22 protein-coding genes are annotated in these 23,049 nt (G+C 65.9%); 14 read left to right on the top strand and 8 right to left on the bottom strand.

The features are described 5' to 3' along the window. Positions 1 to 10: 10 nt before the first annotated feature. Positions 11 to 361, top strand: a complete 351-nt coding sequence (locus ACP694_RS09055; protein ID WP_426011791.1) for a hypothetical protein — start codon at positions 11 to 13, stop codon at positions 359 to 361. A gap of 75 nt (positions 362 to 436) precedes the next feature. Here the strand turns inward: ACP694_RS09055 and ACP694_RS09050 are convergent, their stop codons facing one another. Then, positions 437 to 1,477 (bottom strand): substrate-binding domain-containing protein, encoded by a 1,041-nt coding sequence (locus tag ACP694_RS09050; RefSeq protein WP_426011790.1) that lies wholly within the window; start codon positions 1,475 to 1,477, stop codon positions 437 to 439. A 424-nt stretch (positions 1,478 to 1,901) separates the two neighbouring features. Between ACP694_RS09050 and ACP694_RS09045 the strand changes: the two genes are divergently transcribed. From ACP694_RS09045 to ACP694_RS09005, 9 genes are all read left to right on the top strand, one after another. Next, positions 1,902 to 4,376, top strand: a complete 2,475-nt coding sequence (locus tag ACP694_RS09045) for a TonB-dependent siderophore receptor (protein WP_426011847.1) — start codon at positions 1,902 to 1,904, stop codon at positions 4,374 to 4,376. Positions 4,377 to 4,443: 67 nt separating this feature from the next. Beyond that, complete coding sequence (locus ACP694_RS09040; RefSeq protein ID WP_426011789.1) at positions 4,444 to 5,742, top strand: CynX/NimT family MFS transporter; 1,299 nt, start codon at positions 4,444 to 4,446, stop codon at positions 5,740 to 5,742. Positions 5,743 to 5,752: 10 nt separating this feature from the next. Next, the gene (locus tag ACP694_RS09035; protein WP_426011788.1) at positions 5,753 to 6,817 is read left to right on the top strand and encodes an LLM class flavin-dependent oxidoreductase; all 1,065 of its coding nucleotides are present in this window, start codon (positions 5,753 to 5,755) and stop codon (positions 6,815 to 6,817) included. A 5-nt stretch (positions 6,818 to 6,822) separates the two neighbouring features. After that, the gene (locus ACP694_RS09030; RefSeq protein WP_426011846.1) at positions 6,823 to 7,488 is read left to right on the top strand and encodes a cysteine hydrolase family protein; all 666 of its coding nucleotides are present in this window, start codon (positions 6,823 to 6,825) and stop codon (positions 7,486 to 7,488) included. 2 nt (positions 7,489 to 7,490) lie between these two features. Then, on the top strand, positions 7,491 to 8,888 hold the full coding sequence (locus ACP694_RS09025) for a peptidase M20 (RefSeq protein ID WP_426011787.1): 1,398 nt from the start codon (positions 7,491 to 7,493) through the stop codon (positions 8,886 to 8,888). After that, positions 8,888 to 9,400, top strand: coding sequence for a flavin reductase family protein (locus tag ACP694_RS09020; protein WP_426011786.1), 513 nt, complete (start codon positions 8,888 to 8,890; stop codon positions 9,398 to 9,400). Before ACP694_RS09025 ends, ACP694_RS09020 begins: the two co-directional genes overlap by 1 nt. A gap of 12 nt (positions 9,401 to 9,412) precedes the next feature. Beyond that, positions 9,413 to 10,225: a TauD/TfdA dioxygenase family protein gene (locus ACP694_RS09015; RefSeq protein WP_426011785.1), complete on the top strand. Its 813-nt coding sequence runs from the start codon at positions 9,413 to 9,415 to the stop codon at positions 10,223 to 10,225. 65 nt (positions 10,226 to 10,290) lie between these two features. After that, a complete protein-coding gene (locus ACP694_RS09010; protein WP_426011784.1) occupies positions 10,291 to 10,572 on the top strand; it encodes a type II toxin-antitoxin system ParD family antitoxin in 282 nt (93 codons plus the stop codon). Between the two features lie 2 nt (positions 10,573 to 10,574). Then, a complete protein-coding gene (locus ACP694_RS09005; RefSeq protein WP_426011783.1) occupies positions 10,575 to 10,880 on the top strand; it encodes a type II toxin-antitoxin system RelE/ParE family toxin in 306 nt (101 codons plus the stop codon). Positions 10,881 to 10,883: 3 nt separating this feature from the next. Here the strand turns inward: ACP694_RS09005 and ACP694_RS09000 are convergent, their stop codons facing one another. From ACP694_RS09000 to ACP694_RS08990, 3 genes are all read right to left on the bottom strand, one after another. Beyond that, entirely contained in the window at positions 10,884 to 11,369 is a 486-nt protein-coding gene (locus ACP694_RS09000; RefSeq protein WP_426011782.1) for a VOC family protein, read from the bottom strand. An 11-nt stretch (positions 11,370 to 11,380) separates the two neighbouring features. After that, positions 11,381 to 12,214, bottom strand: a complete 834-nt coding sequence (locus tag ACP694_RS08995) for an oxidoreductase (RefSeq protein ID WP_426011781.1) — start codon at positions 12,212 to 12,214, stop codon at positions 11,381 to 11,383. A 148-nt stretch (positions 12,215 to 12,362) separates the two neighbouring features. Beyond that, complete coding sequence (locus ACP694_RS08990; RefSeq protein WP_426011780.1) at positions 12,363 to 13,220, bottom strand: TauD/TfdA dioxygenase family protein; 858 nt, start codon at positions 13,218 to 13,220, stop codon at positions 12,363 to 12,365. A 275-nt stretch (positions 13,221 to 13,495) separates the two neighbouring features. On the opposite strand from ACP694_RS08990, the gene ACP694_RS08985 reads away from it, so the two are divergent. Genes ACP694_RS08985 through ACP694_RS08970 form a run of 4 tightly spaced genes read left to right on the top strand, consistent with a single transcriptional unit; the run spans position 13,496 to position 17,556 of the window. Then, entirely contained in the window at positions 13,496 to 14,710 is a 1,215-nt protein-coding gene (locus ACP694_RS08985; protein ID WP_426011779.1) for an aromatic ring-hydroxylating oxygenase subunit alpha, read from the top strand. Next, positions 14,707 to 15,498 carry a 4,5-DOPA dioxygenase extradiol gene (ygiD, locus tag ACP694_RS08980; RefSeq protein WP_426011778.1) on the top strand — a complete coding sequence of 264 codons (792 nt, stop codon included), beginning with the start codon at positions 14,707 to 14,709 and terminating at the stop codon, positions 15,496 to 15,498. Before ACP694_RS08985 ends, ygiD begins: the two co-directional genes overlap by 4 nt. A 16-nt stretch (positions 15,499 to 15,514) precedes the next feature. Further along, on the top strand, positions 15,515 to 16,603 hold the full coding sequence (locus tag ACP694_RS08975; protein WP_426011777.1) for an acetamidase/formamidase family protein: 1,089 nt from the start codon (positions 15,515 to 15,517) through the stop codon (positions 16,601 to 16,603). Continuing rightward, a complete protein-coding gene (locus ACP694_RS08970) occupies positions 16,600 to 17,556 on the top strand; it encodes a helix-turn-helix domain-containing protein (protein WP_426011776.1) in 957 nt (318 codons plus the stop codon). Before ACP694_RS08975 ends, ACP694_RS08970 begins: the two co-directional genes overlap by 4 nt. Positions 17,557 to 17,577: 21 nt before the next feature. Here ACP694_RS08970 and ACP694_RS08965 read toward each other — a convergent pair whose 3' ends face one another. From ACP694_RS08965 to ACP694_RS08950, 4 genes are read right to left on the bottom strand one after another with little or no spacing between them, the layout of a single operon-like run. Then, positions 17,578 to 17,757 carry a hypothetical protein gene (locus ACP694_RS08965; protein WP_426011775.1) on the bottom strand — a complete coding sequence of 60 codons (180 nt, stop codon included), beginning with the start codon at positions 17,755 to 17,757 and terminating at the stop codon, positions 17,578 to 17,580. A 58-nt stretch (positions 17,758 to 17,815) separates the two neighbouring features. After that, positions 17,816 to 18,946 carry an aldose epimerase family protein gene (locus ACP694_RS08960; protein ID WP_426011774.1) on the bottom strand — a complete coding sequence of 377 codons (1,131 nt, stop codon included), beginning with the start codon at positions 18,944 to 18,946 and terminating at the stop codon, positions 17,816 to 17,818. Beyond that, on the bottom strand, positions 18,936 to 19,139 hold the full coding sequence (locus tag ACP694_RS08955; protein ID WP_426011773.1) for a hypothetical protein: 204 nt from the start codon (positions 19,137 to 19,139) through the stop codon (positions 18,936 to 18,938). The genes ACP694_RS08960 and ACP694_RS08955 overlap by 11 nt, the downstream gene beginning before the upstream one ends. A 50-nt stretch (positions 19,140 to 19,189) precedes the next feature. Then, positions 19,190 to 22,981, bottom strand: a complete 3,792-nt coding sequence (locus tag ACP694_RS08950; RefSeq protein ID WP_426011772.1) for a LamG-like jellyroll fold domain-containing protein — start codon at positions 22,979 to 22,981, stop codon at positions 19,190 to 19,192. Positions 22,982 to 23,049: the final 68 nt, after the last annotated feature.

The following is a 23,049-nucleotide window of genomic DNA, read 5'->3' as shown; positions in this document are numbered from 1 at the left end:
AAAGACCCGGATGGCCAAGACCGAACGCAAGAGCAACCCGTTCGGATGGATTCTTCTGGGAGCCTTGGTCGGGGCCGTGGCCACGGCCGGCGTACTGCTGATGGCCAGTTCCATGAATATGGATGGCGGCTATGAAGATGGGCCGACCGAAATCCGCACGGAGGCCGGCGATGCTGCTGCAGCGGCCGCTCGCCCCCTGCCGGTGACCACCGCTCCGCACGCTGAGCCGCCGCCGGTGGCGACCGTTCCGGCCCAGGCGACCGCCGGTCTTCCCGCCGCCCCGGTCGACGCCCAGATGGCTGATGACGCCGCCGCCGCAGGTATGACGTCGCGGGCGCCTTCCGAGCAGCCTACGAACTAATTCGCGCTGGTCATGCGCAATGAAAAACGGCCCCGGATCGCTCCGGGGCCGTTTCCGTGTTCTTGAACGAAAGCCTTACGACCTCGGCGCGGCCATCGGCGTCAGCTTGCCGGCGGCGGCTTTCTGGGCTTCGTGCTGGGCCGGGGGTAGGGGGATCAGACCGCGGCCCTGCAGGTAGCCGCCCCGGCCACTGGCGGAGTCGGAGACCAATTCAGCGATGAATTCCTTCAGGCCTGGGGTCACGCCCACCTGGTCCTTCTTGACGTAGACGTAGAGCGAGCGCGCCAGCGGGTACTGGCCGCTGGCGATCGTCTGTGCCGAGGGCTTCACGCCGTTGACGCTGGCGGCCTTGATGCGGTTGGCGTTTTCTTCGAGGAAGCTGTAGCCGAAGACGCCTAGCGCGCCCGGGGTCTTCTCGATGGTGCCGACAATGGCGTTGTCGTTCTCGCCGGCATCCACCCAGGGGCCGTCGGTGCGCAGCGGGTCGACCTTGGCCTTGAAGGCCTTTTCGTCGGCGTCATGCAGTTTCTTGGCGGTCGGGAACGCCTTGGCGCCGTTTTCGATGGCTAGTTCCACGAAGGCGTCGCGGGTGCCCGAGGTGGGCGGCGGGCCGTAGACCAAGATGCGGTTGGCCGGCAGGCCCGCGCCGATGTCTTTCCAGGACTTGTAGGGATTGGCCACGAATTGGCCGCCGCGCAGGGCGTTTTGGGCCAGGCCCAGATACAGGTGCTCGACCTTGAAATTGTAGTCGGGGGCTTGCTTGTCCATGGCCACGACGATGCCGTCGAAACCGATCTTGAGCTCGACGATGTTGTTGACGCCGGCGGCCTTGCAGGCGGCGAATTCGGACTTCTTCATCGGGCGCGAGGCGTTGGCGATGTCGGGGAACTTTTCGCCCATGCCGCCGCAGAACATCTTGATGCCGCCGCCGGTGCCCAGGCTTTCGACCTTGGGCGCTTTTTTGCCGGTCTTCTTGGCGAAGTTCTCGGCGGTGCGGGTGGAGAACGGGAACACGGTCGATGAGCCGGCGGCCCAGACATAGTCGCGAGCGGCGTGGGCGCTTGTCGCCCCAGTGAGCAAGGCGAGCGCCGCAGTGGCGCCGAGCAGGGTTTTCATGGGCGAGATCCTGTTGCTTGGGGTCTGAAGAACTTGGCGGCGAACCACACACCCCGTCTTAACCAGAACGCGGCCGTGACGATCAAGTGCCGTCTATTTTTGTCAAAGTTTCGCGACGGTGTGGCGCCACGCATCATTGTCGGCCGAACGTTCCGTGTGCGGCGACATCGCCCTCTTGCTAAAGCGGGTAAGTCAGCGATCGCTTTTGGCGGCCCCTTGTGCGCGGAGGATCAAGTATCTTGACCTTCGCCGTGCGCAACACCCCATCGACTGGGCAAGAACCGAGCGACAAGGACATTTCCTTCAAAATGTCAGAGGACGATCCGGCCAGAACGGCGAGGAGGGATGATGCTGGGTCTCAAGAGGCGTCGTCCTGGGGATATCACCGCGGGTGATGGGCGCGACCGCCTTGAACGAGGACGTCATGTCGAACCAACGGCTTTTGATGGCGGGATCTTCCGCCGCTGTGCTGCTCGCCCTCTCGACCGTGGCCGCGTCGAGCCATGCCTTCGCAGCGGACACCGCTCCGGCTGATCCCTCGACCTCGGTCGATGAGATCATCGTCAAGGCGCGCGACAAGGCCGGTCTGCTGGAAACCAGACCCAACAATACGGTCTTTGGTCTGGACAAGCCGTTGCTGGAGACCCCGCGCTCGGCCAGCTTCGTCAGCGACACCACGCTGCAGCGCTATGGCATCCAGACCATCGACGGCCTGACCAAGGTCTCGCCCGGCGCCTACACCGCCAGCTTCTACGGCGTGCCGGGCGCACTCAACATCCGCGGCACTCTGGCCGAGAACTATTTCCGCGGCTTCAAGCGCATCGAAAACCGCGGCACCTATTCGACACCGATCGGCGCGGCCGACCAGATCCAGATCGTCCGCGGTCCGCCCACCCCGATCTATGGCTCGGGCAAGGTGGGCGGCATGCTCAACTTCATCCCAAAGTCCGGGAAGAATGAGGGCGGCTATCTGAGCGAACCGACCGCCGAGGTCACGGCGACCTACGGCTCGTACAACAAGAAGAACGCCACCGCCCAGCTTGGCCTGCCGGTGAACTTCGGCCCGGTGACCGGCGGCGTCTATGCTTATGGCGAGGTCGAGGACAGCCACAGCTTCTACAAGGGCATCTATCCGCGCCGCCAGACCGGCGAAATCTCGGCCGACTTCGAGCTGGGTAACGGCTGGAGCACGGCCTTTGGCGGCATGAAGTACCATTCCGACGGCGACGTGCAGACCGCTGGCTGGAACCGCCTGACCCAGAACCTGATCAACAATCAGACCTACACGACGGGCCGCGACACCACGCTGAAGGATAGCGACGGCAACGGCCGAATGACCCTGAACGAAATCAGCTGCAACAGCGCCAACCCCTACTATTACGACCCCACCTTCAACCCGCTCTACATCCCCTATTACAACTTCTATAACACCAACGCCGCGCATATCCTGGACACCGGCCTGGGCACGACCAAGCTGTCACCGCGCACGGTCTATATCAGCCCGGCTGACTTTTCGAAGACTGACACCAACACCCTATATTTCGACCTCGCCAAGGACCTATCGCCGACCAGCGCGATCAAGGCGCAGCTGTTCTATGACGACCAAGAGAACAAACGCTTCGTTTCCTATGGCTACCCTTCCTGGGTCGACAGCCAGGTCTGGGAAGCTCGCCTGACCTACAACTTCGCCAACGACTTCATGGACGGCCTGGTGAAGGCCAAGTCGTTCATCGGCGCCTCATACCGCGACTTCTCGGGCCGTCGGCGCGAGAGCTACAACAGCGGCGTGATCGCCCTCGATCGTCGCGACATCGCCCACGGCGCCACGGCCGCCGACATCATCGACAGCCCGTTCACCACCGAGACCGGCGCGGGCGTGCTGGGCTTGGCCTGGGAGAACGACAACAAGACCGACTGGACCCAGCAGGGCGTGTTCTTCACCACCGACATCCTGATCGGCGACAAGCTGAACCTGATGCTGGGTGGTCGCTATGACGACTACGACGTCACCTCGCACGACACTGGCGTGCTTAGCTACCAGGCGTCGGGCGAGCAGAAGGCCAGCAAGGGCAAGGGCACCTATACCGCCAGCGCCACCTACAAGCTGCCGGCCGGCCTGATGCCCTACATCACCTACGCCAAGGCCTCGGCCCTGGAGATGAGCCAGGCGGGCGACGTGGCCGCAAGCCTGGTGGCCGATCCCAGCGACGCCTGGCTGTCGGATAGCGACCTCGCCGAGGCCGGCGTGAAGTTCCAGTGGTTCCAGGGCACCCTGGTCGGGTCGCTGGCCGGCTATCGCCAGAACCGCACCCAACTGACCGGCATCAGCGGCACTCCGACCGGCACCCGCGCCAAGGGCGTCGAGCTGGAAGTCCGCTGGCTGGCCAGCGAGAACTTCAGCTTCACCTTCTCGGGCAACAGCCAGCACACCACGGTAAAGGGGCCGGACACCTCGTTCCAGTATATCCCGGCCTATACCGCCGGTGTCCCAGGGTCGCAGGCGTTCGGCGGTACCTATGTGGTCTGGAGCTTTGGCGGGCCGAGCGGTCTGCCCGGCCGGGGCGGGGACTATGACTACACCCTGATCCCGAAATCGGTGGTCAGCCTGTACGGCGCCTATACCAGCGACGACTACGACTGGGGCAAGGTCGGCGGCACGTTGGGCGTCACCCATGTGACCAAGACGGCCGGCACAGTGCGGAACGCCGTGACCTATCCGGCCTATTACGTCGCCAGCGCCTCGGCCTATTACGAATATGGTCCGTACACGGTGACAGGCAACATCGATAACCTGTTCGACAAGCTCTACTTCACGCCCGACGCCGACAGCTACGCCAACCTCGGCGCGCTGCCCAGCAAGGGCCGAGAGTGGCGCGTGACCCTGGCCCGCAAGTTCTAGTTCCCACTTTCCCCGCCGCCTCGATCGGGCGGCGGGGACTCGCTTAAGCATGGAGGCTCGCACGCCCATGTCGACGACGATCCCGTGGAGGTCCTGGCTGCTGCTCGGCGCGCTGAGCCTGCTGCTGTTCCTGATCACCGCCTCGACCTTTTCGTCGCTGGGGGTCGTGCTGCCGGCGATGATCAAGGAGCAGGGCTGGGGCTTTGGTCCCGCCTTCCTGGGATTCACCTTCCTCGGCGCGTTCTGCGGGGCCTCGTCCAAGCTGCCGGCCATGCTGATCCGCAAGATCGGGGTGCGTGGCACCATCATCGCCGGCTCGGCGGTAATGGTGGCGGGATTTGCCTGCCTCGCCGCCTCACCGGGCCTGACCGTTTATCTTGTCGGCACGGCGCTGTTGGGCGTGGGCTACCAGATGATGGCCCTGATCCCCGGTACCCACGTGCTGTCGATGCTGTTCAAGAAGCGCGCCCTGCCATTCGGAATCTATTTCACCATCGGTTCGCTGGGCGGCGTCGTCGGCCCTTGGATGGCGGTGGAAGGCATGAACCTGGCCCATGGCGGCTGGCGTCCCTACTGGTGGGCCCAGGCCGTCGCTTCGGTGGTGGTCGGCGCCCTGTGCGCGGCCTTGGTCGGTGGCCAGGCCTGGCTCGAGGCCGCGGCGGTCGTCACCGACAAGGCCGTGGCCGAAGACATCCAGGCCGCCCCCGTCAACGCCAAGGTCTACCGCACCGCCACGGACTGGTCGGTGAAGGAGGCGATCGCCACACCGCAGTTCTACGTGATCCTGGCCGCCTATTTCGCCCACCTGCTGGGTGGGGTGACCGCCGTCAGCCTGGCGCCGACCCATTTCAGCGAACTGGGCGTGGTCTCGGCCGTGGCGGTGGCCGCCATCAGCCTGGAATCCCTGATGCAGGTGGTGGCCCGGATGGGCGGCGGCTTGCTGGGCGACCGGGTCGATCCGCGCTGGCTGCTGGCCGGCGCCCAAGGGATGATGGCCGTCGGCCTGCTGGCCCTGGCCCACGCCACCACCTGGCCGCTGATGATGCTGTTCGCCGTCGGGGTTGGGGTCGGGTTTGGCCTGACGGTGCTGGCGGTCAGCATCCTTCTGCTCAACTATTATGGTCGCAAGAACAACCTGGAGATCTTCTCCCTAGTCTGCCTGATCGGCGCGGTCTCCGCCCTGGGGCCGGTGGTCGGCGGCGTGATGCGCGACCGCCTGGGCAGCTTCGTCCCAACCTTCCAGGTGTGCGCGGCGATAATCGGCGTAATCTTCATCGCGGCGCTGTTCATGCGGCCACCGCGCAAGGCCATCGCCCAAGAGCTGGTCGCCGAACCGGTCCCCAGTATGCTTCAAGACGCCGCCTAAGGAGGAACCCATGTTCCACAGCCCATCCAAGCACAAGGACTTCGGGGTCTTCCTGCCGGTCGCCAATGGCGGCTGGATCATCTCCAAGACCACGCCGACCCTCGACGGCCTCTACCAGCAGAACAAGGCCGCAGCGGTGACCGCCGATCAGGTCGGCATGGACTTCGTGATGTCGATGGGCAAGTTCCGCGGCTTTGGCGGCGAGACCGACCATTGGGGCACGGCCCTGGAGTCCGTCACCATGATGGCCGGCATCGCCGAGGCCACCAAGAACGTCCGCATCTGGGCCACCATCCATCCGCTGCTGCAGAACCCGGCGGTCGCAGCCAAGATGATCGCGACCCTCGATCACATCAGCGGCGGCCGGGCGGGCCTCAACATCGTGGCGGGCGCCTACAAGGGCGAGTTCGACCAGATGGGCGCTTGGGACGATAGCCTGTCCCACGACGACCGCTACGCCCTGACCGAGGAATGGACCACGGTGGTTAAGCGCCTGTGGGCCGAGGACAGCGTCGATTTCGCCGGCAAATTCTTCACGATGAAGGACTGCCAGTCCAAGCCCAAGCCGCTGTCCAAGCCGCGCCCGGAGATCATCTGCGCAGGCATGTCCGATCGGGGCTTCCAGTTCTCGGTGCGCGAGGCCGACGCCTGCTTCATCGGCGGCCGCACGCCCGACGAGCGCCGCGACGCCTCGCTGCGCGCCAAGCGGGCGGCCGAAGAGATGGGCAAGACCATCAAGACCTACGCCATGTGCACCATCGTCCACGGCGAAACCGACGCCAAGGCGCAAGGCCTGGTCGACCACTACAAGGACGGCGCCGACTTGGGCGCGATCCTGGCCATGCTGGCCAGTTGGGGCGTGCCGGCCGAGAAGCTGGATTCGGTGGCCGCCCAGCAGGGCGCTTTCATGACCCAGACCGTGGTCGGCACGCCGGCCTCCTGCGCGGCACAGGTCGAGGAGTTTGTTACCTACTGCGAGCTCGACGGGCTGATGCTGATCTTCCCCGACTATGTCGAGGGCCTGACGATGTTCGGCGCCGACATCCTACCGAGCCTGCGGTCGGTGTATTCGTGAACGCCGTGAGCGCCGTGACCGAGACGCCCAACGCGAAAGAAGGCGACGACCTGGCGGGCTGGATCGCCCCGGGCCGCACGGCGGTGCTGATCATCGACATGCAGGTGGACTTCGCCTCGCCCGAGGGCGCGCTGGGCGGCTTCATTGACATGAGCGTGGTAGAGCCCGCCTTGGCGGCCGCCGAGAAGCTGGCGACTGACGCCCGCGCGGCCGGCGTGCCGGTGGTGTTCATCGGCCTGCACACCACGCCGGAGACCGACTCCGCCGCCTGGAACGAGCGCATGCGCCGGCGCGGGGGCGATCCGAACATCGACGCGGCCCTTTGCCGGGCCGGCGAGGTGGGGTCGGAGTTCTACGGTCCCAAGCCGCTGCCGGGCGAATTGGTGGTGCCCAAGACCCGATACAGCGGCTTCGCCGGCACAGATCTCGACGTCCAGCTGACCAAGCTTGATGTTGATACGTTGGTGGTGGCCGGCCTGACCACCGAGTGCTGCATCGACAGCACCGTGCGCGACGCCTTCAGCCTCGACTACCACGTCTTCGTCGCCACCGACGCCTGCGCCGCCTACGAGGCGGACATCCATGAGGCGTCGTTGAAGGTGATGGAGCTGAACAGCGCGATCCTGACCGATACGGCGGCGATCGAGCTCGCCTGGAAAGGGGCTGCTTGAGCATGGCTGACGGATTTTCGCAGATGGGCGCCAGCGCGCCCTACCAAGTCACCGAAGCCGACCGCGTCGCGATCGCCGCCGCGATCAGCCAGGACGAGATCGTCGAGTTGGCCCTGACCCTGGGCAACATTCCCGCGCCGTCGGGCAAGGAGCTGGAGGTCGCCAACTACGTCTACGACTGGATGGCGCGCGAGGGCTTTTCGCCGCGCAAGGTCGGGGCCACGCCGGAGCGGCCCAACATCATCGGCACGTATGGCGGCAAGGGTCCCAATACCGTGGGGGGCAAGAACCTGCTGTTTACCGCCCACCTCGACACCGAGGCGCCGACCTGGAACCCCGATCTGGACGCCTACAAGTACAGCCCCGAGACCCTGGCCAATCCCGAATGGGAAAAGTGCTGGCTGGAGGACGGCAAGCTCTATGGATACCCGATCGCCAATGACCGCGGCCCGATGAGCTGCTTCATGATCGCCGCCAAGGCGCTGAAGACCGCCGGCTACGAGCTGGCCGGCAAACTTTATCTTACGGCCTGTCCCGGCGAGATCGGCCCCGAGCCGATCGAGGAGCACCGCGGTGTCGCCTATATGGGCAAGGACATCGGGGCCCACTACCTGTTCCACCACGGGGGCGTCGCCCCCGACTACGCCATCGCCGCCGAGGGCTGCGACTTTGGCCTGACCTGGGTGGGTTGCGGCTATGCCGTCTTCCGGTTCCAGGTCTGGGGCGACGGCGTCTTCACCCCGCTGCTCGACCATCCGGAGACCTCGGCCCAGCACCCCAACCCGATCTACAAGATCGGCAAGCTGACCGACGCCATCCACGCCTGGAGCGGCGAATGGGAGAGGGCGAGCCAGTATGTCAGCCCCGGCGGCGTGGCCAATCCCAAGTCGCAGATCGCGGCGATCCGCGGCGGCATCCCGTTCGCCTTCGGGGCAGGCACCGAGCTGGTGAACCTCTATCTGGAGGTGGGTTTGAACCCGAAGCAGCGCGTGGCCGACATCCAGCATTCGCTGGAGGCCATGGTCCGCGACAACGGCCTGGGCCGCATCGACATCGAGCCGGTGGTCGTGCGCCACGGATTCGAGGCCGACGCCCGCGAGGTGGCGCCCCTGGTCGCCGCCGTGGACGACGCCACCAAGCTCAGCCTCGGCCATCCTGTCGCCCTGGCCAATCCGGTCTATTCGAGCATGTGGCGCGATCACAACGTCTTCAACATGCACCGCATTCCGGCCATCACCACGGGCTTTCGCCGCTGGCGGCCGACGCCGCAGGATCTGGTCGACAGCGCTTTGGTCTATGCCCTGACCGCTCTGGCGGTGTGCGGCCGGGCCAGCCCCGCTGAGGGCGCGAAGCGTCCGGCCTCGGCGGTCTATCCCGACAACCCGTTCGGAAACGACTGATGGGCGTCTTGAGGAAAAAGGGCGCCTTGCAAGAGATCCCGCCGCCGGAACTCGCCGATTTCCGCAAGGCGATGGGCAGTTTCGCGGCCGGGGTGACGGTGGTCACCACCTGCCAGGACGAGCGGCTGGTCGGCACCACGGTCAGCGCCTTCAGCGCCCTGTCGCTGAACCCGCCCCTGGTGCTGGTCTGTCTGAAGCGCGACAGCCGCACCCTGGCGGCGGTCAGCGCGACGGAGGTGTTCTGCGTCAACATCCTAGCCGCCGACCAGGGGCCTTTGGCCTACGCCTTCGCCAAGTTCGGCTGCGACGACCGCTTTGCCCTGACCGCTGTCGAGGCGGGGGTCTGCGGCGCGCCGGTGCTGGCCGGCTGCGCGGCGGTCATCGAATGCGATCTGCACGACGCCCATGACGGCGGTGATCACGTAATCCTGGTCGGCCGCGTCCTGCGCGTCATAGCCGACGAAACCAAGGCCCCGCTCGTCTATGTGCGCGGCGGCTTTCTTAACGCTTAGGGAGCCCGGCTCATGACCTACGACGTCCTCGACGTGAAGCCGATGACCCGCCGGATCGGCGCGGAAATCTTCGGCGTCGACCTCAGCCAACCCCTGTCGAACCGCCAGTTCGAGGAGGTGCACCAGGCCCTGACCCAGTATCAGGTGATCTTCTTTCGTGACCAGGAGATGGATCACGAGGCCCACAAGGCGTTCGGCCGCAAGTTCGGAAACCTGGCCATCCATTCGGGCGTGCCGGGCCTGCCCGACCACCCCGAGATCGTCGCCATCCACGCTGACGCTGATTCCAAATTCGTGGCTGGCGAGAGCTGGCATTCCGACCTGACCTGCGACCCCGAACCACCGTTAGGCAGCATCTTGCATATCAAGGTCCTGCCCGACGAAGGCGGCGACACCTGTTTCGCCAGCATGTACGCGGCCTATGAGACCCTGTCGGACAAGATGAAGGCCTATCTGGAAGGGCTGTCGGCCGAGCACGACGCCAATCTGGTCTACAAGGCGATCTTCCCGGACATCGACCGCAAATATAATTGCTCGGTGCACCCGATCGTGCGCACCCACCCGGTGAGCGGTCGCAAGAGCCTGTTCGTCAATCCATCCTACACGACCAAGATCATAGGCCTGCCCAAGGCCGAGAGCACCGCGATCCTGGCCTATCTGTACCAGCACGCCGGCAACCCCGACTTCCAGGTGCGCTTCCGTTGGAAGAAGAACTCGGTGGCCTTCTGGGACAATCGCTGCACTTGGCACCAGGCGATCTGGGACTATTTTCCGGATACGCGCACGGGGTACCGGGTGACGGTGGCGGGCGACAAGCCGTTCTGAAAGATCGCGATGACGCGTAGGCCTGCCTGTGGTACGACTGGGTCGTACCAAAATGGGAGCGCCAGATGGCCGCTGTCGAAAAGCTCAGCATCGCTCTGACGCCCGAGCTGACAGCCGATATTCGGCAGGCGGTCTCCACCGGCGAATATGCCTCGACCAGCGAAGTGATCCGCGACGCCCTGCGCGCCTGGAAACAGGTTCGCCAGAGCCGTGCGGCGGCTGTCGAGGGTCTGCGCCGCCTTTGGGTGGAAGGTGTTGACGGTAACGAGGATGCGGCGCTCCACGCTGAGGACATCAAGCAACGCGGCCGCGCGCGCTTGGCGACGCTGGAAGTTCGCAAGGCCTAGCCATGGGGCGGGTCACGCAGACACATCGGGCCAAGATCGATCTCGACGACATCTGGTTGCAGATTGCTCTGGACAGTCCGGCGGCCGCCGACCTGCTGATCGATAGGATCGTCGATCGATGCAACGCCCTGGGCGACCATCCTCGTCTAGGTCCCGCGCGCCCGGAGATCGCTCCGGACGCCCGCATGCTCGTGATTGGCGGCTATCTCGCCCTCTACCGCCTTCGAGGCGACGGCGCCCAGATCGTTCGGGTCGTTCACGGCGCGCAGGAAATCGAGGGCTTGTTCGAAGCCGATTTGGAGCCGTGACCCTTATTCCCGCGTGACGCTTTCCGGGATGACCGGGCTGGGACCCGCCTTGCCCCACAGCAGGATCTCGTTGCCCCAAGGGTCGCGGAAGGCGTGGTTGTAGCCGTTGAACTCCGACCAGTAGTGGTCGCGCCACAGCTCGGTCGCGCCCAGCTTGACGGCGGTGTCGAGGATGCGCTCGGGCGTGTCGTCGTCGCCGATCAGCACCCAGATGCGCGGCTTGCGGCCGTCGGTCGCCAGGTGGCGCGGCGCGACGCCTGCGGGCTCGGGATGGGGCCGGGCGTTGGCGGACTTGAAGATTCCCAGGTGCAGGTTGCCGATCTCGCTGTCGGTCCCATCGGGCTTCTTGAAGAAGCCGCCGGGCACCATGCGGTGGTATTCGCCCTGGGGCCGGGCGTCGTTCTCCCAGCCGAACACCTCGGCGTAGAACTTGCCAGCGGCGTCGGGGTCTTCGGAGGCAAGGTCGACGAAGATCAGGGTATTGGTCATGGTCGGTTCCGTCAGGCGGGGGCGTCGTCAAAGCCGATCGACAGGGTGAGGTTTTTCCAGGCGTCGATATCGGCCTGCAGGTCGGCGGCGGCGTAGCCGGCATAGGTCAGCGCATCCCCGCCCAGCAGCAAGTGCAGGGGCGGAGCGTCGGCGTCGGCGATGGTCAGGACGGCCTGGGCCGCCTTGGCCGGGTCGCCCGGTTCGTGGCCGGCATGGTCGGCCATGATCCGCTCGGCGTCGCGGGCCAGGCCGTCATAGTCGGCGAGCTTGATCGCGACGATCGCCTTGGAGCCCGTCGAGAAGCGAGTGCGCAGGCCGCCCGGGGCGACGTTGGTGACCTTGATCCCCAACTCGGAAACCTCGGCGGCCAGGGTCTGGGTCAGGCCCTCCAGCGCCCACTTGCTGGCGCAATAGACGCCAGTGCCGGCCCAGACCGCCAGCCCTGACACAGAGGTGATGTTGATAATCCGCCCTGCGCGACGGGCCCGCATGGCCGGTAGCACGGCCTTCAGCATCGCCAAGGGCCCGATGAGGTTGGTTTCAAACTGGGCGCGAACCTCGTCCAGCGAGGCCTCTTCCACCGCCCCGACCAGGCCGTAGCCGGCGTTGTTGACCAGGATGTCGATCTGGCCCGTGAGCGCCGCAGCTTGCGCGACGCCGGCCTTCACGGCGGCCTCGTCGGTGACGTCGAGCACCAGGGCGTGGCCGCCCAGCAGCTCGAAAGCGTCGGCGTCCCTGGCCTTGCGCACCGTGCCGACCACGGTGTCGCCGCGCGCCAGCGCCGCCAGGGCGATCTCGCGCCCGAGGCCTCCGGAGACGCCGGTGATCAACCAGGTTTTGGTCATGTGTCGTTCCAATCAAGCATCACTCGCATCCGTCTTCCCGGCCAAGGTCGGGACGCAGGTTCACCCAGAGCGGCTCGTGGGTTTCATCTGGGCCCCGGCCTTCGCCGGGGAAGCGGATTTTTAGTTGAATCCGAAAGTGATCTGGAGCCTAGACTGGCTTGTCGCCCTTCACCCACAGGCGGTGCATGGTCCGGAAGTACTGGGTGTCGTCATAGAGCGTGCCGGTATGCAGGGTGCAGCGGTTGTCCCACATCAATAGGTCGCCAGCCCGCCACTTGTGGCGGTAGACAAAGTCGTCGCCGGTCATGAACTCCACCAACTCGTCGATAAGGGCCAGGCCCTCGGAACCGGGTTTGCCGATAACCTCGGTGACGGTTCCGGTCGACGGCCACAGCGCCTTGCGGCCGTCGGCGGGGTGGGTGCGGATCAGCGGGTGCTCGACGTCGGGATTGGCCGCCTCAAGCTCCTGCGACAAGGTCTGCTGCTGGCCAAACTGCCGGGTGGCCATGAAGTGCTTGTAGCTGTGGTGCAGGCTCAGCGGCAGCAGCTCGGCCTGCTTCTCCGCCGACAGCGCGTTCCAGGCCGCGCAGCCATCGGCTAGCAGGGTGTCGGAACCTTCGTCGGGCACTTCCACCGCATACAGCATGGTCAGCATCACCGGCTCGGGCTTGTAGCTGTAGTCGGTGTGCCAGCCGACGCCGTCATTGTGGGCGCCGATCGGCTGGCCGTCGACGAGCCGGTTGCTGAGGATGAAGATCTTCGGATAGCCGGGCAGGGTGAACCGGGTCTGAGTATGGTCTTCGGCCTCGCCGAACCGGCCGATGAATCGCATCAGATCGTCTGGCGTCATCGTCTGATCGCGCAGCACGATGGCGCCGTGGCGGTGGAAGGCGGCGACCACCGCGTCGATCTTCTCGTCCGTGGCCGTGGGTAAGTCGACGCCGAGGATCTGGGCCCCAAACCCAGGCTTCAGTTCCGAAAAGACGAGGTCGTCGGCGAGCGTCATGTCCACGGGGCGATCCTTAGAGCGGGTGTCGTGATCAGACACTAGGCGTCGTCCTAGGGCGCGTCTTGCCTGAGTGCGCCCGATCCCTTTCCGTGCGCGCTCAGGCAATTTCTCTTCGCTGAAAGCTGCGCGTGTTTTGCTCATTTCCGCTCCGGAAGACGGCGAACCCGCCCGCGCGTCAGGCGACGGCCAAGTTATCGTGCGCGCTGGTGCAAGACCCTGGGGCGCGCCGGGCCTAGCCTTCGTAACAATCTCTCGAAGGGAGCGCTTGCATCATGGGCACCAGTCCGCCCGCCTCCACACACCTGGACGACGGCTTTTTCAACGGCCTGTCGCGTTCGATGCTCGACGTTGGTTCGGCCGAGACCCTGCCGCCGGCCTGCTATACCGACGCCGCCTTCTATGAGTTCGAAAAGGACGCGTTGTTCAATCACGAATGGCTGTGCGTGGGCCGGGTCGACTGGGTCAAGGCGCAGGGCGACTACTTCACGACCACGATTATCGGCGAGCCGATCATCGTGACCCGCAACCGCTCCGATGAGATCAGGGCGATGTCGGCCGTGTGCCAGCACCGCGCCATGCTGGTGGCCGAAGGCCGGGGCAATACCCGCGGTTTCGTCTGCCCCTATCATCACTGGGTCTATTCGCTGAACGGCGAGCTGGTGAACGCCCCGGCTATGGAGCGCACCTGCGATTTCGATAAGGGGTCGGTGCAGTTGCCGACCTTCAAGGTCGAGATCTGGCTGGGCTTCATCTTCATTAATTTCGACGCTGAAGCGCCGGCGCTGGCCCCGCGTCTGACCGCCGTCGAGACAGCAATCGCCAATTTTGATCTCGCCAACGCCGAGGGCCTGACCCCGCCGATGACCGGCCAGTTCGCCTGGAACTGGAAGGTGATGTTCGAGAACAACAACGACGGGTACCACGCCAACAAGCTGCATCGCGGCCCGCTGCACGACTTCATTCCCAGCGAGCTGTGCAGCTTTCCGGAAGCGGGTGAGGGCGACGCCGGCTTCCTGCGTTACAACGGCACCACCCATGCCGACGCCAGCTTCAACCCGACCCAGAAGGCGGTGCTGCCGGTCTTCCCCAAGCTGACCGACGAGGACCGCAACCGCGCCACCTTCGCCAACGTTCCGCCCACCCTGTCGCTGGTGATGACCAGCGACATGGTCATCTACCTGATCCTGCGGCCTACCGGTCCAGAGACCATGGAGCAGGACACCGGCATCCTTGTGGCTCCCGGCGCAATGGAGAGTCCCGGCTTCGCGGAGCGGCTGGAGATGATCATGACCTCGGCGGGGAAGATCATCGCCCAGGACATGCATGTCGACGCCCTCGTCCAGCAGGGCCTGCGCTCGCGGTTCGCGGTGCGGGGCCGCTACAGCTGGCAGGAGGGCGCCCAGGTGCAGTTCAATCGCTGGCTGACGCCCCGCTACCAGAAGGCCTGGGCCGCGATGCGAGCCGCCCAGCCGGAGGTGGCCGCATGAGCCGGATGCCCGTCGTGTTCTTCGGTCACGGCAGCCCGATGATCGCGCTTGAGACCAACGACACTACCCAGGCCTGGAAGGCCATGGGCGAGGCGTTCGGCAAGCCCAAGGCTGTCCTCTGCATCTCAGCCCATTGGCTGACTCAAGGTGTCGGCGTCACGGGCATGACCGCCCCGCGCACCATCCACGATTTCGGAGCTTCCTTTCCTAAGGCCTTGTTTGACGTGCAGTATCCGGCTCCGGGTTCGCCGGACCTGGCGGCGCGGGTGGCGCAGCTTCTGGCCCCGCAGCCGGTGGTGCTGGATCAGCAGGCCTGGGGCCTGGACCACGGCACATGGTCGGTGCTGAGCAAGGTCTACCCGGACGCCGACGTGCCCGTGGTGCAGCTCAGCATGGACGCCAGCAAGCCGCCGGAATGGCACTTCGAGCTGGCCAAGCGCCTCGCCCCCCTGCGCGACGAGGGCGTGCTGATCATCGGCACGGGCAATATCGTTCACAACCTGCCGGCCATGAACTGGGGCGACCGCCACTGCGCGCCCTATGACTGGTCGCGGCGGTTCAACGACTACATCAAGCAGTCCGTCGCCGACGACGCGCCCGAGCGGGCGGTGAACTACGACTCCCAGGGCCAGGACGCGGCCAAGTCCGTGCCCAGCCCCGACCACTACTGGCCGCTGCTCTACGTGCTGGGCGCGCGCCTGCCGGGCGACACCGCCACCTTCGCCCCCGACCACATCGAGCATGGCTCGCTGAGCATGACCTCGGTCACGCTGGCGCCCGCCGCCTAGGACCGGAGATATCCCGATGCCCTTCATCTGCGAACCCGGTCAGTCCCGCCCCGATGTCCTGCCCGGGGCGCTGCACACGCTGCTCGCCACGCCTTCGAGCGTACATTGGGGCTATTTCGATCCGTCGATCGCGCCGTCCCTGCGCATCAGGAGCGGTGACCTGGTCAGCGCCGAGGCGATCACTCACCACGCCGGCGACGCGCCCCATCTGATGATGGACGAAGCGGTCACGCGGATCTTCACCGAGATTCCCGAGGCCGATCGCAATCCCGGTGTCCACATCATGACCGGCCCGATCCATGTCGAGGACGCCAAGCCCGGTGATGTGCTGGAGGTGCGCTACCTCCGCATGGTCCCGCGCAACAATTACGGCTCAAACCTCGCCGCCAACTGGGGCTACCTCTACAAGGAATTCGGCGAGAAGGAGCGGGTGACGATCTATGAGCTCGATCAAAACACCAACACCGCCAGCGCCCTCTATGCATACGACTTTCCGGGCACGTACCTGATCCCCGGCACGATCACCAGCTGCCCGGAATGCGACCGCCGGCCGGCCCTAAACGGGGTGCGCGTGGCGGCTCGGCCGCACCTGGGCACCGCCGGGGTGGCGCCGGCCGTCGACGGCCGGGTGAGCACCATCCCGCCCGGCGCCCATGGCGGCAATATCGACAACTGGCGGATCGGGGCGGGGGCGACGATGTATTACCCCGTCCAGGTCGAGGGCGGGCTGTTCTCGATCGGCGACCCCCATGTTTCGCAGGGCGACGGCGAGATTTCCGGCACGGCGATCGAGAGCTCGCTGAACGTGCTGATGCAGATCGTGCTGCGCAAGGATTTCGAATCCCCCGGACCGCTCCTGGAGACCCCAAAGTGGTGGATCGTCCATGGTTTCCACGAAGATCTTAATGTGGCCATGCGTGACGCTTCGTTGAATATGCTGACCTTGCTCAGCGACCATGTGGGCCTGTCCAGAAACGACGCCTATTCGCTGATGAGCGTAGCGTCCGACTTCGGCGTCACCCAGGTGGTCGACGGCAAGCAAGGCTGCCACGTGCGCATCCCGCGCGACATCTTTCCCAAGAAGACGGGCAAGGACGCGCCATGAAGGCCTGGTCGTTCAGCACCGATAGCCACCCCCGCGCCGAACGGGCCGCGGCCTGGCGAGAGGCGATGAGCCGCCTGGGCCTGCCGATCGAGGGTCTGTCGGACGCCGAGCCGGCCAGCGCTTCGGTGATCTGCCAGACCTCGCCCCTGGGCCTGGAATTCGCCCTGGTCGAGGCCGGGGCCCAGGCAATCTCGGGCCGGCGTACTGGCCAGCCCGCGGCCGTCTGGCTGGCGGTGCTGCTGAGCGGCGAGGGTACCCTGGTCACCGACGATCTGGCCGAGACCATGGTCCCGGGCGACATCGCCTATGGCCCCACCGGCCAGGCTGCGGCGTTGCGGCTGGAGACCCGCTGCCGGTTGATGTTCGTCCGCGCGCCGCGCGTGGCGCTGGATCACCGGCTGATCGCTCCAGTCAGCCTGCGGGTCGGCCGGCTGCAGGGCGCGACCGGCGTGGCTCACATCCTGTCGGGTTTGCTGCGCGCGACGGCCGATGGCCTCGAAGACCTGACCATCGATCAGCTTCGGCCGGTCGAATTGGCTCTGACCGAATTTCTGGCCATCTGCCTGGTCGAAGGCGGCGCCGAGGCCGACGCCTTTGGGAACGGCGTGGGATCCGGCGCGCCGACCGCTCACCTGCAGCGCTTGTGCCAGACCATAGAGACCCTGTTGCCCGATCCGGACCTGTCGCTTCGCCGCGTGGCCGACGAGGAGGGGGTCTCGCCCCGCTATGTCCAGAAGCTGTTCGCCAGCGCCGACGAGACCTTCAGCCACTATCTGCGCACGCGGCGGCTCGAGCGCTGCGGCACCGACCTGGCCAGCCCGCAGCACGCCCGGCTGTCGATCTCGGAAATCTGCTTCCGCTGGGGCTTCAACGGCTCGGCCCATTTCAGTCGGGCCTTTCGGGATCAGTACGGCCAGTCGCCCCGCGAGTTCCGGCAGAGCGCGGCGGCTTGAGGCCGTCGCACGCCTGACCGTCTAGGTCTCGGGCTGTTCCTCACCCTGCACGCCCGCGTCCTTTGTGACCCTTTCGGCCAAGGCCGTGGCTCCGGCGTCATCGGCGGCGATGTCGCCTTGATCGTCGAGGTTCGGGTTCGGCTGATCGCTCAGCGCCTTGTTCAAGCTGGCGAGCGTGTCTGGGGTGTTCGGGTCGGCCATGACGATCTCCTTGTAAGCATGAGTAGCGTCGGCGGACGCCGGGGGTTGCACTGCGAGCCTATTTCATGACCCCGAACCGGAACTCGGCGTTTTCCTTGAACACCTGGCCCGGTCGCAGCACGGTGGTGGGGAAGTTGGCGTGGTTCGGGCTATCGGCGAAATGCTGGGTTTCCAGCGCCAGGCCCGCGCCCTTTCCCAGGGGACAACCGTCGGGGGTCTCCAGCGAACCGTTGAAGCTGTTGGCGCTGAACAACTGAACGCCGGGCTGGCTAGTGCGCAGATTCAGAGTGCGGCCGCTGGCGGGATCGGTCATGCGCACGGCGGGGACCAGCCTGCCCCGCCCGCCGCCGTCGATGACGAAGTTGTTGTCCAGGCCATTGGCGAACTTGATCTGCGGATCGTCGGACGCCACCCGCGCGCCCAGCTTGCCGGGCTGGCGCAAATCCATCCCCGTCCCCGCCACCGGCGCGACCGTGCCCACCGCCAGCTTTCGGGCGTCGATGGGCGTGAAGGCCTTGGCGAACACCTGGATGGTCTGGTCGTAGATCGTGCCTCCGCCCGCCAAGTTGAAATACACATGGTGGCTAAGGTTCAACACCGTCGGCTTGTCGGTGGTCGCCCGGTAGTCGATGCGCAGAGCGTTCTTGCTGGTGACGGTGTAGGTCACCGCCACCTTGAGCGTTCCCGGATAGCCGCCTTCGCCGTCGGTGGCGACATAGGTCAGGGTGACCCCCGCGTGGCCATGATGCTGAAACGGGGCGCCCGTCCACACCTGTTTGGCCATGCTGGTCGGGCCGCCGTGCGAGGAAACGCCGTCAGGGCCGCTTGGCAAGTCGTGACGCACGCCATCGAGCGTGAAGCCGCCGCCGGAAATGCGGTTGGCGTAGCGGCCCAACAACGAGCTGAAGAAGGGTTTGGCTTCGTAGGCCTTCAGGTCGGCCAGCTCCAGCACCACGTTCTTGACCACGCCTTGGCGGTCCGGTGTGTTGATCTGAGTAATGATTCCGCCATAGGACAGCACCTTGACGCTCATGCCGTGGTCGTTCCTCAGGGTGAAGATCTCCACCGCGAGGCCGGCGGCGGTGACACCGTAAGGCGCGCGGCTGACTTCGGCGGCCAGACCGTTGGACGCCGTCAAGCCGACAGCCAGCGCGCCGGCCAGGACGACGGCGAACGCCTTAGGCGGCATGAGCCATCAGCCTTTCATAGCGTTGCAGGATGCGCTCGAGCGTGGAACGCTTGACGGGCTTGCCGTCGCGCAGCTTGGTCCAGGTGGTTTCGGATATGGCGTAGCAGTCGAACAGGTGCTCGCGCGTGACGGCGGGCAGCCGGGCGCGCAGACGCGCGACGAGATCGCGGGGAACGGTGAGGGTTTCGGCCATGGGCAAGCAACGTCTCCGAAGCGGTGAGGCTCCGGGTCTCCGATTTTTGATCAAGGGGCGATGACAGTGTTGTTGAGCTGGGTGATTTCCGGCGCGCCGGCCGGGGTGAGAATGCGCACCCGATAGCCCGCCTTCCAGCCGGCCGTCGACGCCAGGATGATCTGGGCGGTCTTGGGCTTGAGGTCGAGGGGCGCGGAGAGGGCGGGGGCGGTGGCGCGCGCCAGTTCGCGGCCGGTCGCATCCTCCAGCACCACGACGCTGGCCTGCGCGGGCTTGGCGCCCAGGCTGTGGACCGTGACGGTGAGCCGGCCCTTGCCGGCCTTGACGTCGTCTAGGCCGACACCGAGGTCGGGCCGGTCGATGACCGGCGCGGCGGGGATTACCAAGGCAAGGTCGAACGTCGTGGTTTGGCCAGGGGCAAAAACCACATCGAGCCCAATGGTGCGCTCAAAGGCGACGGAAGAGGCCGGCTCGGCGGCCGCGCCATCGACTGACCGGGCCAAGGTCCACTGACCAGCGGTGACATCCCAACCGGTCATCACCGCATGGATCGGCTTCCCGGTCAGGTTATAGCCGGTAATCTTGAACCCCTTGGGTCCGCCGGTGACCACGATGCCGACATCTTCGGCCGCTGTCGGCGTGTCGAACCGCCAGCCAACGATATGGCCTGGCGCCATCTGGTTGCGCCGCAGGGCCATGCCGCCGAGGCGCGAGCGCTGCAGCGTGTCGCTAAACAGCTCCACCCGGTCGCTCCACCAGTGGGCGTCTGTCATCATCCACATCCGCTGCTCGGCAGTGGTGATCTCGTCCGTATAGACGCGCTCAAGATAGGAGGTGTCGCCTGTCGAACGCCAAGCCTGATACAACAGGAACGGATCGTCGCTTCCCTTCTCGATCTGGGCCTTGATCATCGGCGTGGCCTGGGCGCGCAAGCCCAGCATGTCGATGACGTCGCTGTTGAGCTCGTCCAAGCCCCGGCCTGCCTGGCGAGCGATCTCGCCCTTCAGGGGCAGCAAGTACTTGTCATCGCCAGTCCATCGCCAGGCGGCCCAGAACATCTGCATGGGCGCGACATTGCCGCGGCTCTTGCCGGCCAGTTCGCCGCGAGAGGCGCCGGTGGCGGCCTGGATTTCCTCGGGATAGCGCCAGGTCCCGTCCGGATCCTGCTTGCCGTGCGCCAGGTGACCGTCGGCCAGGTCGACGACTAGCTTGCGCATCGTCGGGTCGCCGTTGAAGTCGGCGAGCGCGATCGCCGGGTGGAGGATGAGGTAGGAATAGGGATGCGACCAACCCCATGGGCCGTCGGTCGAGACGTCGGTCGCCGAGAAGAACCGGCTGATGATGTGGGTGTGACCATCGGCCCCGGCCTTGGCGATGGTCGGATAGGCCCGGGCGGTCTCCATCAGGCGTTCGACGACCTTGGGGTCGCCATACGATGTGTACATCGCCTCGGCCTTCAAATTGATGGCCTCCTCGTAGGAGTGCAGCTCGTCGGTCTTGATCTTCGACAAGCCCAGCGGAAGCATGTCGTTCCGGTAGGCCGCGTCGAGAAGAGCGTTGAGCGAGGCGGTGGTCTTGTCGGGGATGTCGCCCATCAGGGCCAGCGGCGGCCATTGCTGGGTCAGGTCATCGTCGTCGGAGATGCCGCCGCCGAAGTCGCCAAAGGCGTCCTGGCGCTTGTCGATCCACCACTCGATGAAGTGGCGAACGCGCTTCAGATCCTCGACCTGCAGGAAGGCCCATTTGGGGATTCCGGCCGGCGCGACCGGCAGTGTGACCGGAACGCCGGGTTGCTCGGGATTGAGCTCGGCCCACATCTCGCGGCCGTGCTTGTTGGTGGGATCGACCTTCAGCAGGTCCGACAGCTCCAGGTCCAGCCGCGCGTAGCGGGCCAGGCGCTTGGAGACGTCGTGCTCCTCGACCAGGAAGGCCAGGTTGTCGCGCGCCTGGGCCAGGCGGTCGGCGACGTGTTCGGCCTTGCTGTCGGCCGCAGGCTTGAACTTCAGGCGCACAGCCATGGCGTCCAGGGCCCTGGCGTCGAAATCGGGCGCGGCGCTGGCGATCGACAGATAGAGGCTAGCGCCCGCCGGTAGCATGCGGTCGCGAGTATCGAGAAAGATCGTGCGCGCCTCGCCCGGCTTGACCGAGACATTGATGTCGATCAGGTCGCGGCCCGGCCACAGGGGGTCCTTGACCTTGATGTTCAGGGGGACCAGTCCGCCTGCACTGGCCGCGACCTTGAGGGCCGGGATGTCCAGCGCCACGCCGTCCAGGCCCATGTCCAGGCCCTGCCAACCGTATTGAAACTTGCCGACCGCGCCGCCAGGGCGGCCCAGGCGGAAGTCGGCGGGAATCAGGATGTGGAGGATGGGGCTGGTCAGAGCCGACGCCGATGCGGCGGCCTCCGGCTTGACCGGGGCCGAGGCGGGCAGGGCGGCCAGGATGGTTCTTTCGCCAGCCGGGTAGCGGCCCTTCACGAAGGCGGTGAGATCATCCAGGCTCGGATAGACGGCCGGGTCGGCCTGCGGGCGCACCACATAGCTCAGGGTGAAACCGCCCGGCTCGGCCCCGGCGGCGACATTGTAGGCCGCCAACTCCTGGATCGGGGTCTCCTGGACGGTATTGTCGAACCGCAGCTTGCCGCCGGTCAAGGCCGCGAAGCTGTTGAAGGTCCGCAAGGGGCCTTGGGCGCGCTTGGCCAGCAGCGTCTCGGCGCCCGCGCCATTGATAGCGGTCAGTGAGCCATAGGCCGCCCCCTGGACCTCCAGCCGGTTCCAGGGCTCCTGAGGCAGGGTGAAGGTGATCGCCTTGCCGCCCTCGACATAGGTGTTCCAGTCGGGGAGCTCGAAATAGTCGTGGCGGCCCGGAAGCTTGGATCGATTATAGACCCCTGGCCAGGTGGTTTCGGCGATGCCGTCCGAGCCCTGGGACATGCGTTGCTTCAGGTCGAACTGGTCGGTGAACTCGACCTTGCGGATGCGGGTCGCGGGATCGGCCAAATAGGGCGGCAGGGCGCCAGGGCGGTCCCAGCCATAGCGGTAAAGCCAGGTCTTGGCGTCAGCCACGGCCGGCGCGGCCGCCGACGCCGGATCCCTGCCCGCCGCCAGCCCGGCGACATCGGCGCCGCCCAAGGCATGGTCATAGACCCGGATGTCGTCGACATCGCCGCCGCGGATGAACTGGTAAGCGCTCTGCACCTGGTGAGGCGAGATCACCCGGCTATGGGGTCCGAACTGATCGAGCCCCGCATCCAGCGCCGCAGCCTGGGCCTTGGAGGCCACGCTCTTGCCGTCGATATAGAGGGCGATTCCCTTGGCTTCGTCCCAGCTGAAGGTCACCAGGATCCACTGGTCGGGCCGGGGGGGAACCGCCACCGTACTGACCCGTACCCTGGAGAGGTTGTCGTCGGTGACGAAGGCGTCGAAGCCCTTGCCGTTCCAGTCGATGCGCAGCCAGGTCATGTCCCAGCTGGTGTGATCGGCATAGCCTACCCGAAACAGCGGAAAGGGCGTTGTGCCCACCGGATCGCGGGCGCGCCACCAGAAGCTCAGGGTCCCGCGCTGGGCGTAGATATTGCCCGGCGCCATCCAGCTGAGTGTCTGATCACCCGCCGCCTCGATATAGGCCCCGCGCACCGGATCGGCCTTGATCTTGACCTTGTCAGCGAAGTTGGGGGTCGCGACACCGCCGGCGAGATCGGCGGTGAGGCCCTTATCGCCCGACAAATGAAACAGCAGACCGCCAGGCCCGGCTTCCGCCGCATGGACCGACCCCGCGCTGGCGGTCAAGGCCGCAGACAGCAGCAGCGAGGCCTTGAGGGTGATCTTGGTTTTCCGGGACACGACGCCCTCCCTGAATTCCGCTCATTTTCGAGTCTTCTAGGAAACCGGTGTCATCCAAACGTGGATGG

The sequence above is a fragment of the Caulobacter sp. DWR2-3-1b2 genome (genome assembly GCF_049896345.1).
Classification (GTDB): Bacteria; Pseudomonadota; Alphaproteobacteria; order Caulobacterales; family Caulobacteraceae; genus Caulobacter.
Note: the sequence above shows the minus strand (reverse complement) of the source record. Positions and strands in the feature narration are given on the sequence as shown.

What these genes read in the sequence shown, in the direction of transcription:
- ACP694_RS09055 (WP_426011791.1), top strand. Translation starts at nt 11, where the DNA reads ATGGCCAAGACCGAACGCAAGAGCAACCCGTTCGGATGGATTCTTCTG.
- ACP694_RS09050 (WP_426011790.1), bottom strand. Translation starts at nt 1,477, where the DNA reads ATGAAAACCCTGCTCGGCGCCACTGCGGCGCTCGCCTTGCTCACTGGG.
- ACP694_RS09045 (WP_426011847.1), top strand. Translation starts at nt 1,902, where the DNA reads ATGTCGAACCAACGGCTTTTGATGGCGGGATCTTCCGCCGCTGTGCTG.
- ACP694_RS09040 (WP_426011789.1), top strand. Translation starts at nt 4,444, where the DNA reads ATGTCGACGACGATCCCGTGGAGGTCCTGGCTGCTGCTCGGCGCGCTG.
- ACP694_RS09035 (WP_426011788.1), top strand. Translation starts at nt 5,753, where the DNA reads ATGTTCCACAGCCCATCCAAGCACAAGGACTTCGGGGTCTTCCTGCCG.
- ACP694_RS09025 (WP_426011787.1), top strand. Translation starts at nt 7,491, where the DNA reads ATGGCTGACGGATTTTCGCAGATGGGCGCCAGCGCGCCCTACCAAGTC.
- ACP694_RS09020 (WP_426011786.1), top strand. Translation starts at nt 8,888, where the DNA reads ATGGGCGTCTTGAGGAAAAAGGGCGCCTTGCAAGAGATCCCGCCGCCG.
- ACP694_RS09015 (WP_426011785.1), top strand. Translation starts at nt 9,413, where the DNA reads ATGACCTACGACGTCCTCGACGTGAAGCCGATGACCCGCCGGATCGGC.
- ACP694_RS09010 (WP_426011784.1), top strand. Translation starts at nt 10,291, where the DNA reads ATGGCCGCTGTCGAAAAGCTCAGCATCGCTCTGACGCCCGAGCTGACA.
- ACP694_RS09005 (WP_426011783.1), top strand. Translation starts at nt 10,575, where the DNA reads ATGGGGCGGGTCACGCAGACACATCGGGCCAAGATCGATCTCGACGAC.
- ACP694_RS09000 (WP_426011782.1), bottom strand. Translation starts at nt 11,369, where the DNA reads ATGACCAATACCCTGATCTTCGTCGACCTTGCCTCCGAAGACCCCGAC.
- ACP694_RS08995 (WP_426011781.1), bottom strand. Translation starts at nt 12,214, where the DNA reads ATGACCAAAACCTGGTTGATCACCGGCGTCTCCGGAGGCCTCGGGCGC.
- ACP694_RS08990 (WP_426011780.1), bottom strand. Translation starts at nt 13,220, where the DNA reads ATGACGCTCGCCGACGACCTCGTCTTTTCGGAACTGAAGCCTGGGTTT.
- ACP694_RS08985 (WP_426011779.1), top strand. Translation starts at nt 13,496, where the DNA reads ATGGGCACCAGTCCGCCCGCCTCCACACACCTGGACGACGGCTTTTTC.
- ygiD (WP_426011778.1), top strand. Translation starts at nt 14,707, where the DNA reads ATGAGCCGGATGCCCGTCGTGTTCTTCGGTCACGGCAGCCCGATGATC.
- ACP694_RS08975 (WP_426011777.1), top strand. Translation starts at nt 15,515, where the DNA reads ATGCCCTTCATCTGCGAACCCGGTCAGTCCCGCCCCGATGTCCTGCCC.
- ACP694_RS08970 (WP_426011776.1), top strand. Translation starts at nt 16,600, where the DNA reads ATGAAGGCCTGGTCGTTCAGCACCGATAGCCACCCCCGCGCCGAACGG.
- ACP694_RS08965 (WP_426011775.1), bottom strand. Translation starts at nt 17,757, where the DNA reads ATGGCCGACCCGAACACCCCAGACACGCTCGCCAGCTTGAACAAGGCG.
- ACP694_RS08960 (WP_426011774.1), bottom strand. Translation starts at nt 18,946, where the DNA reads ATGCCGCCTAAGGCGTTCGCCGTCGTCCTGGCCGGCGCGCTGGCTGTC.
- ACP694_RS08955 (WP_426011773.1), bottom strand. Translation starts at nt 19,139, where the DNA reads ATGGCCGAAACCCTCACCGTTCCCCGCGATCTCGTCGCGCGTCTGCGC.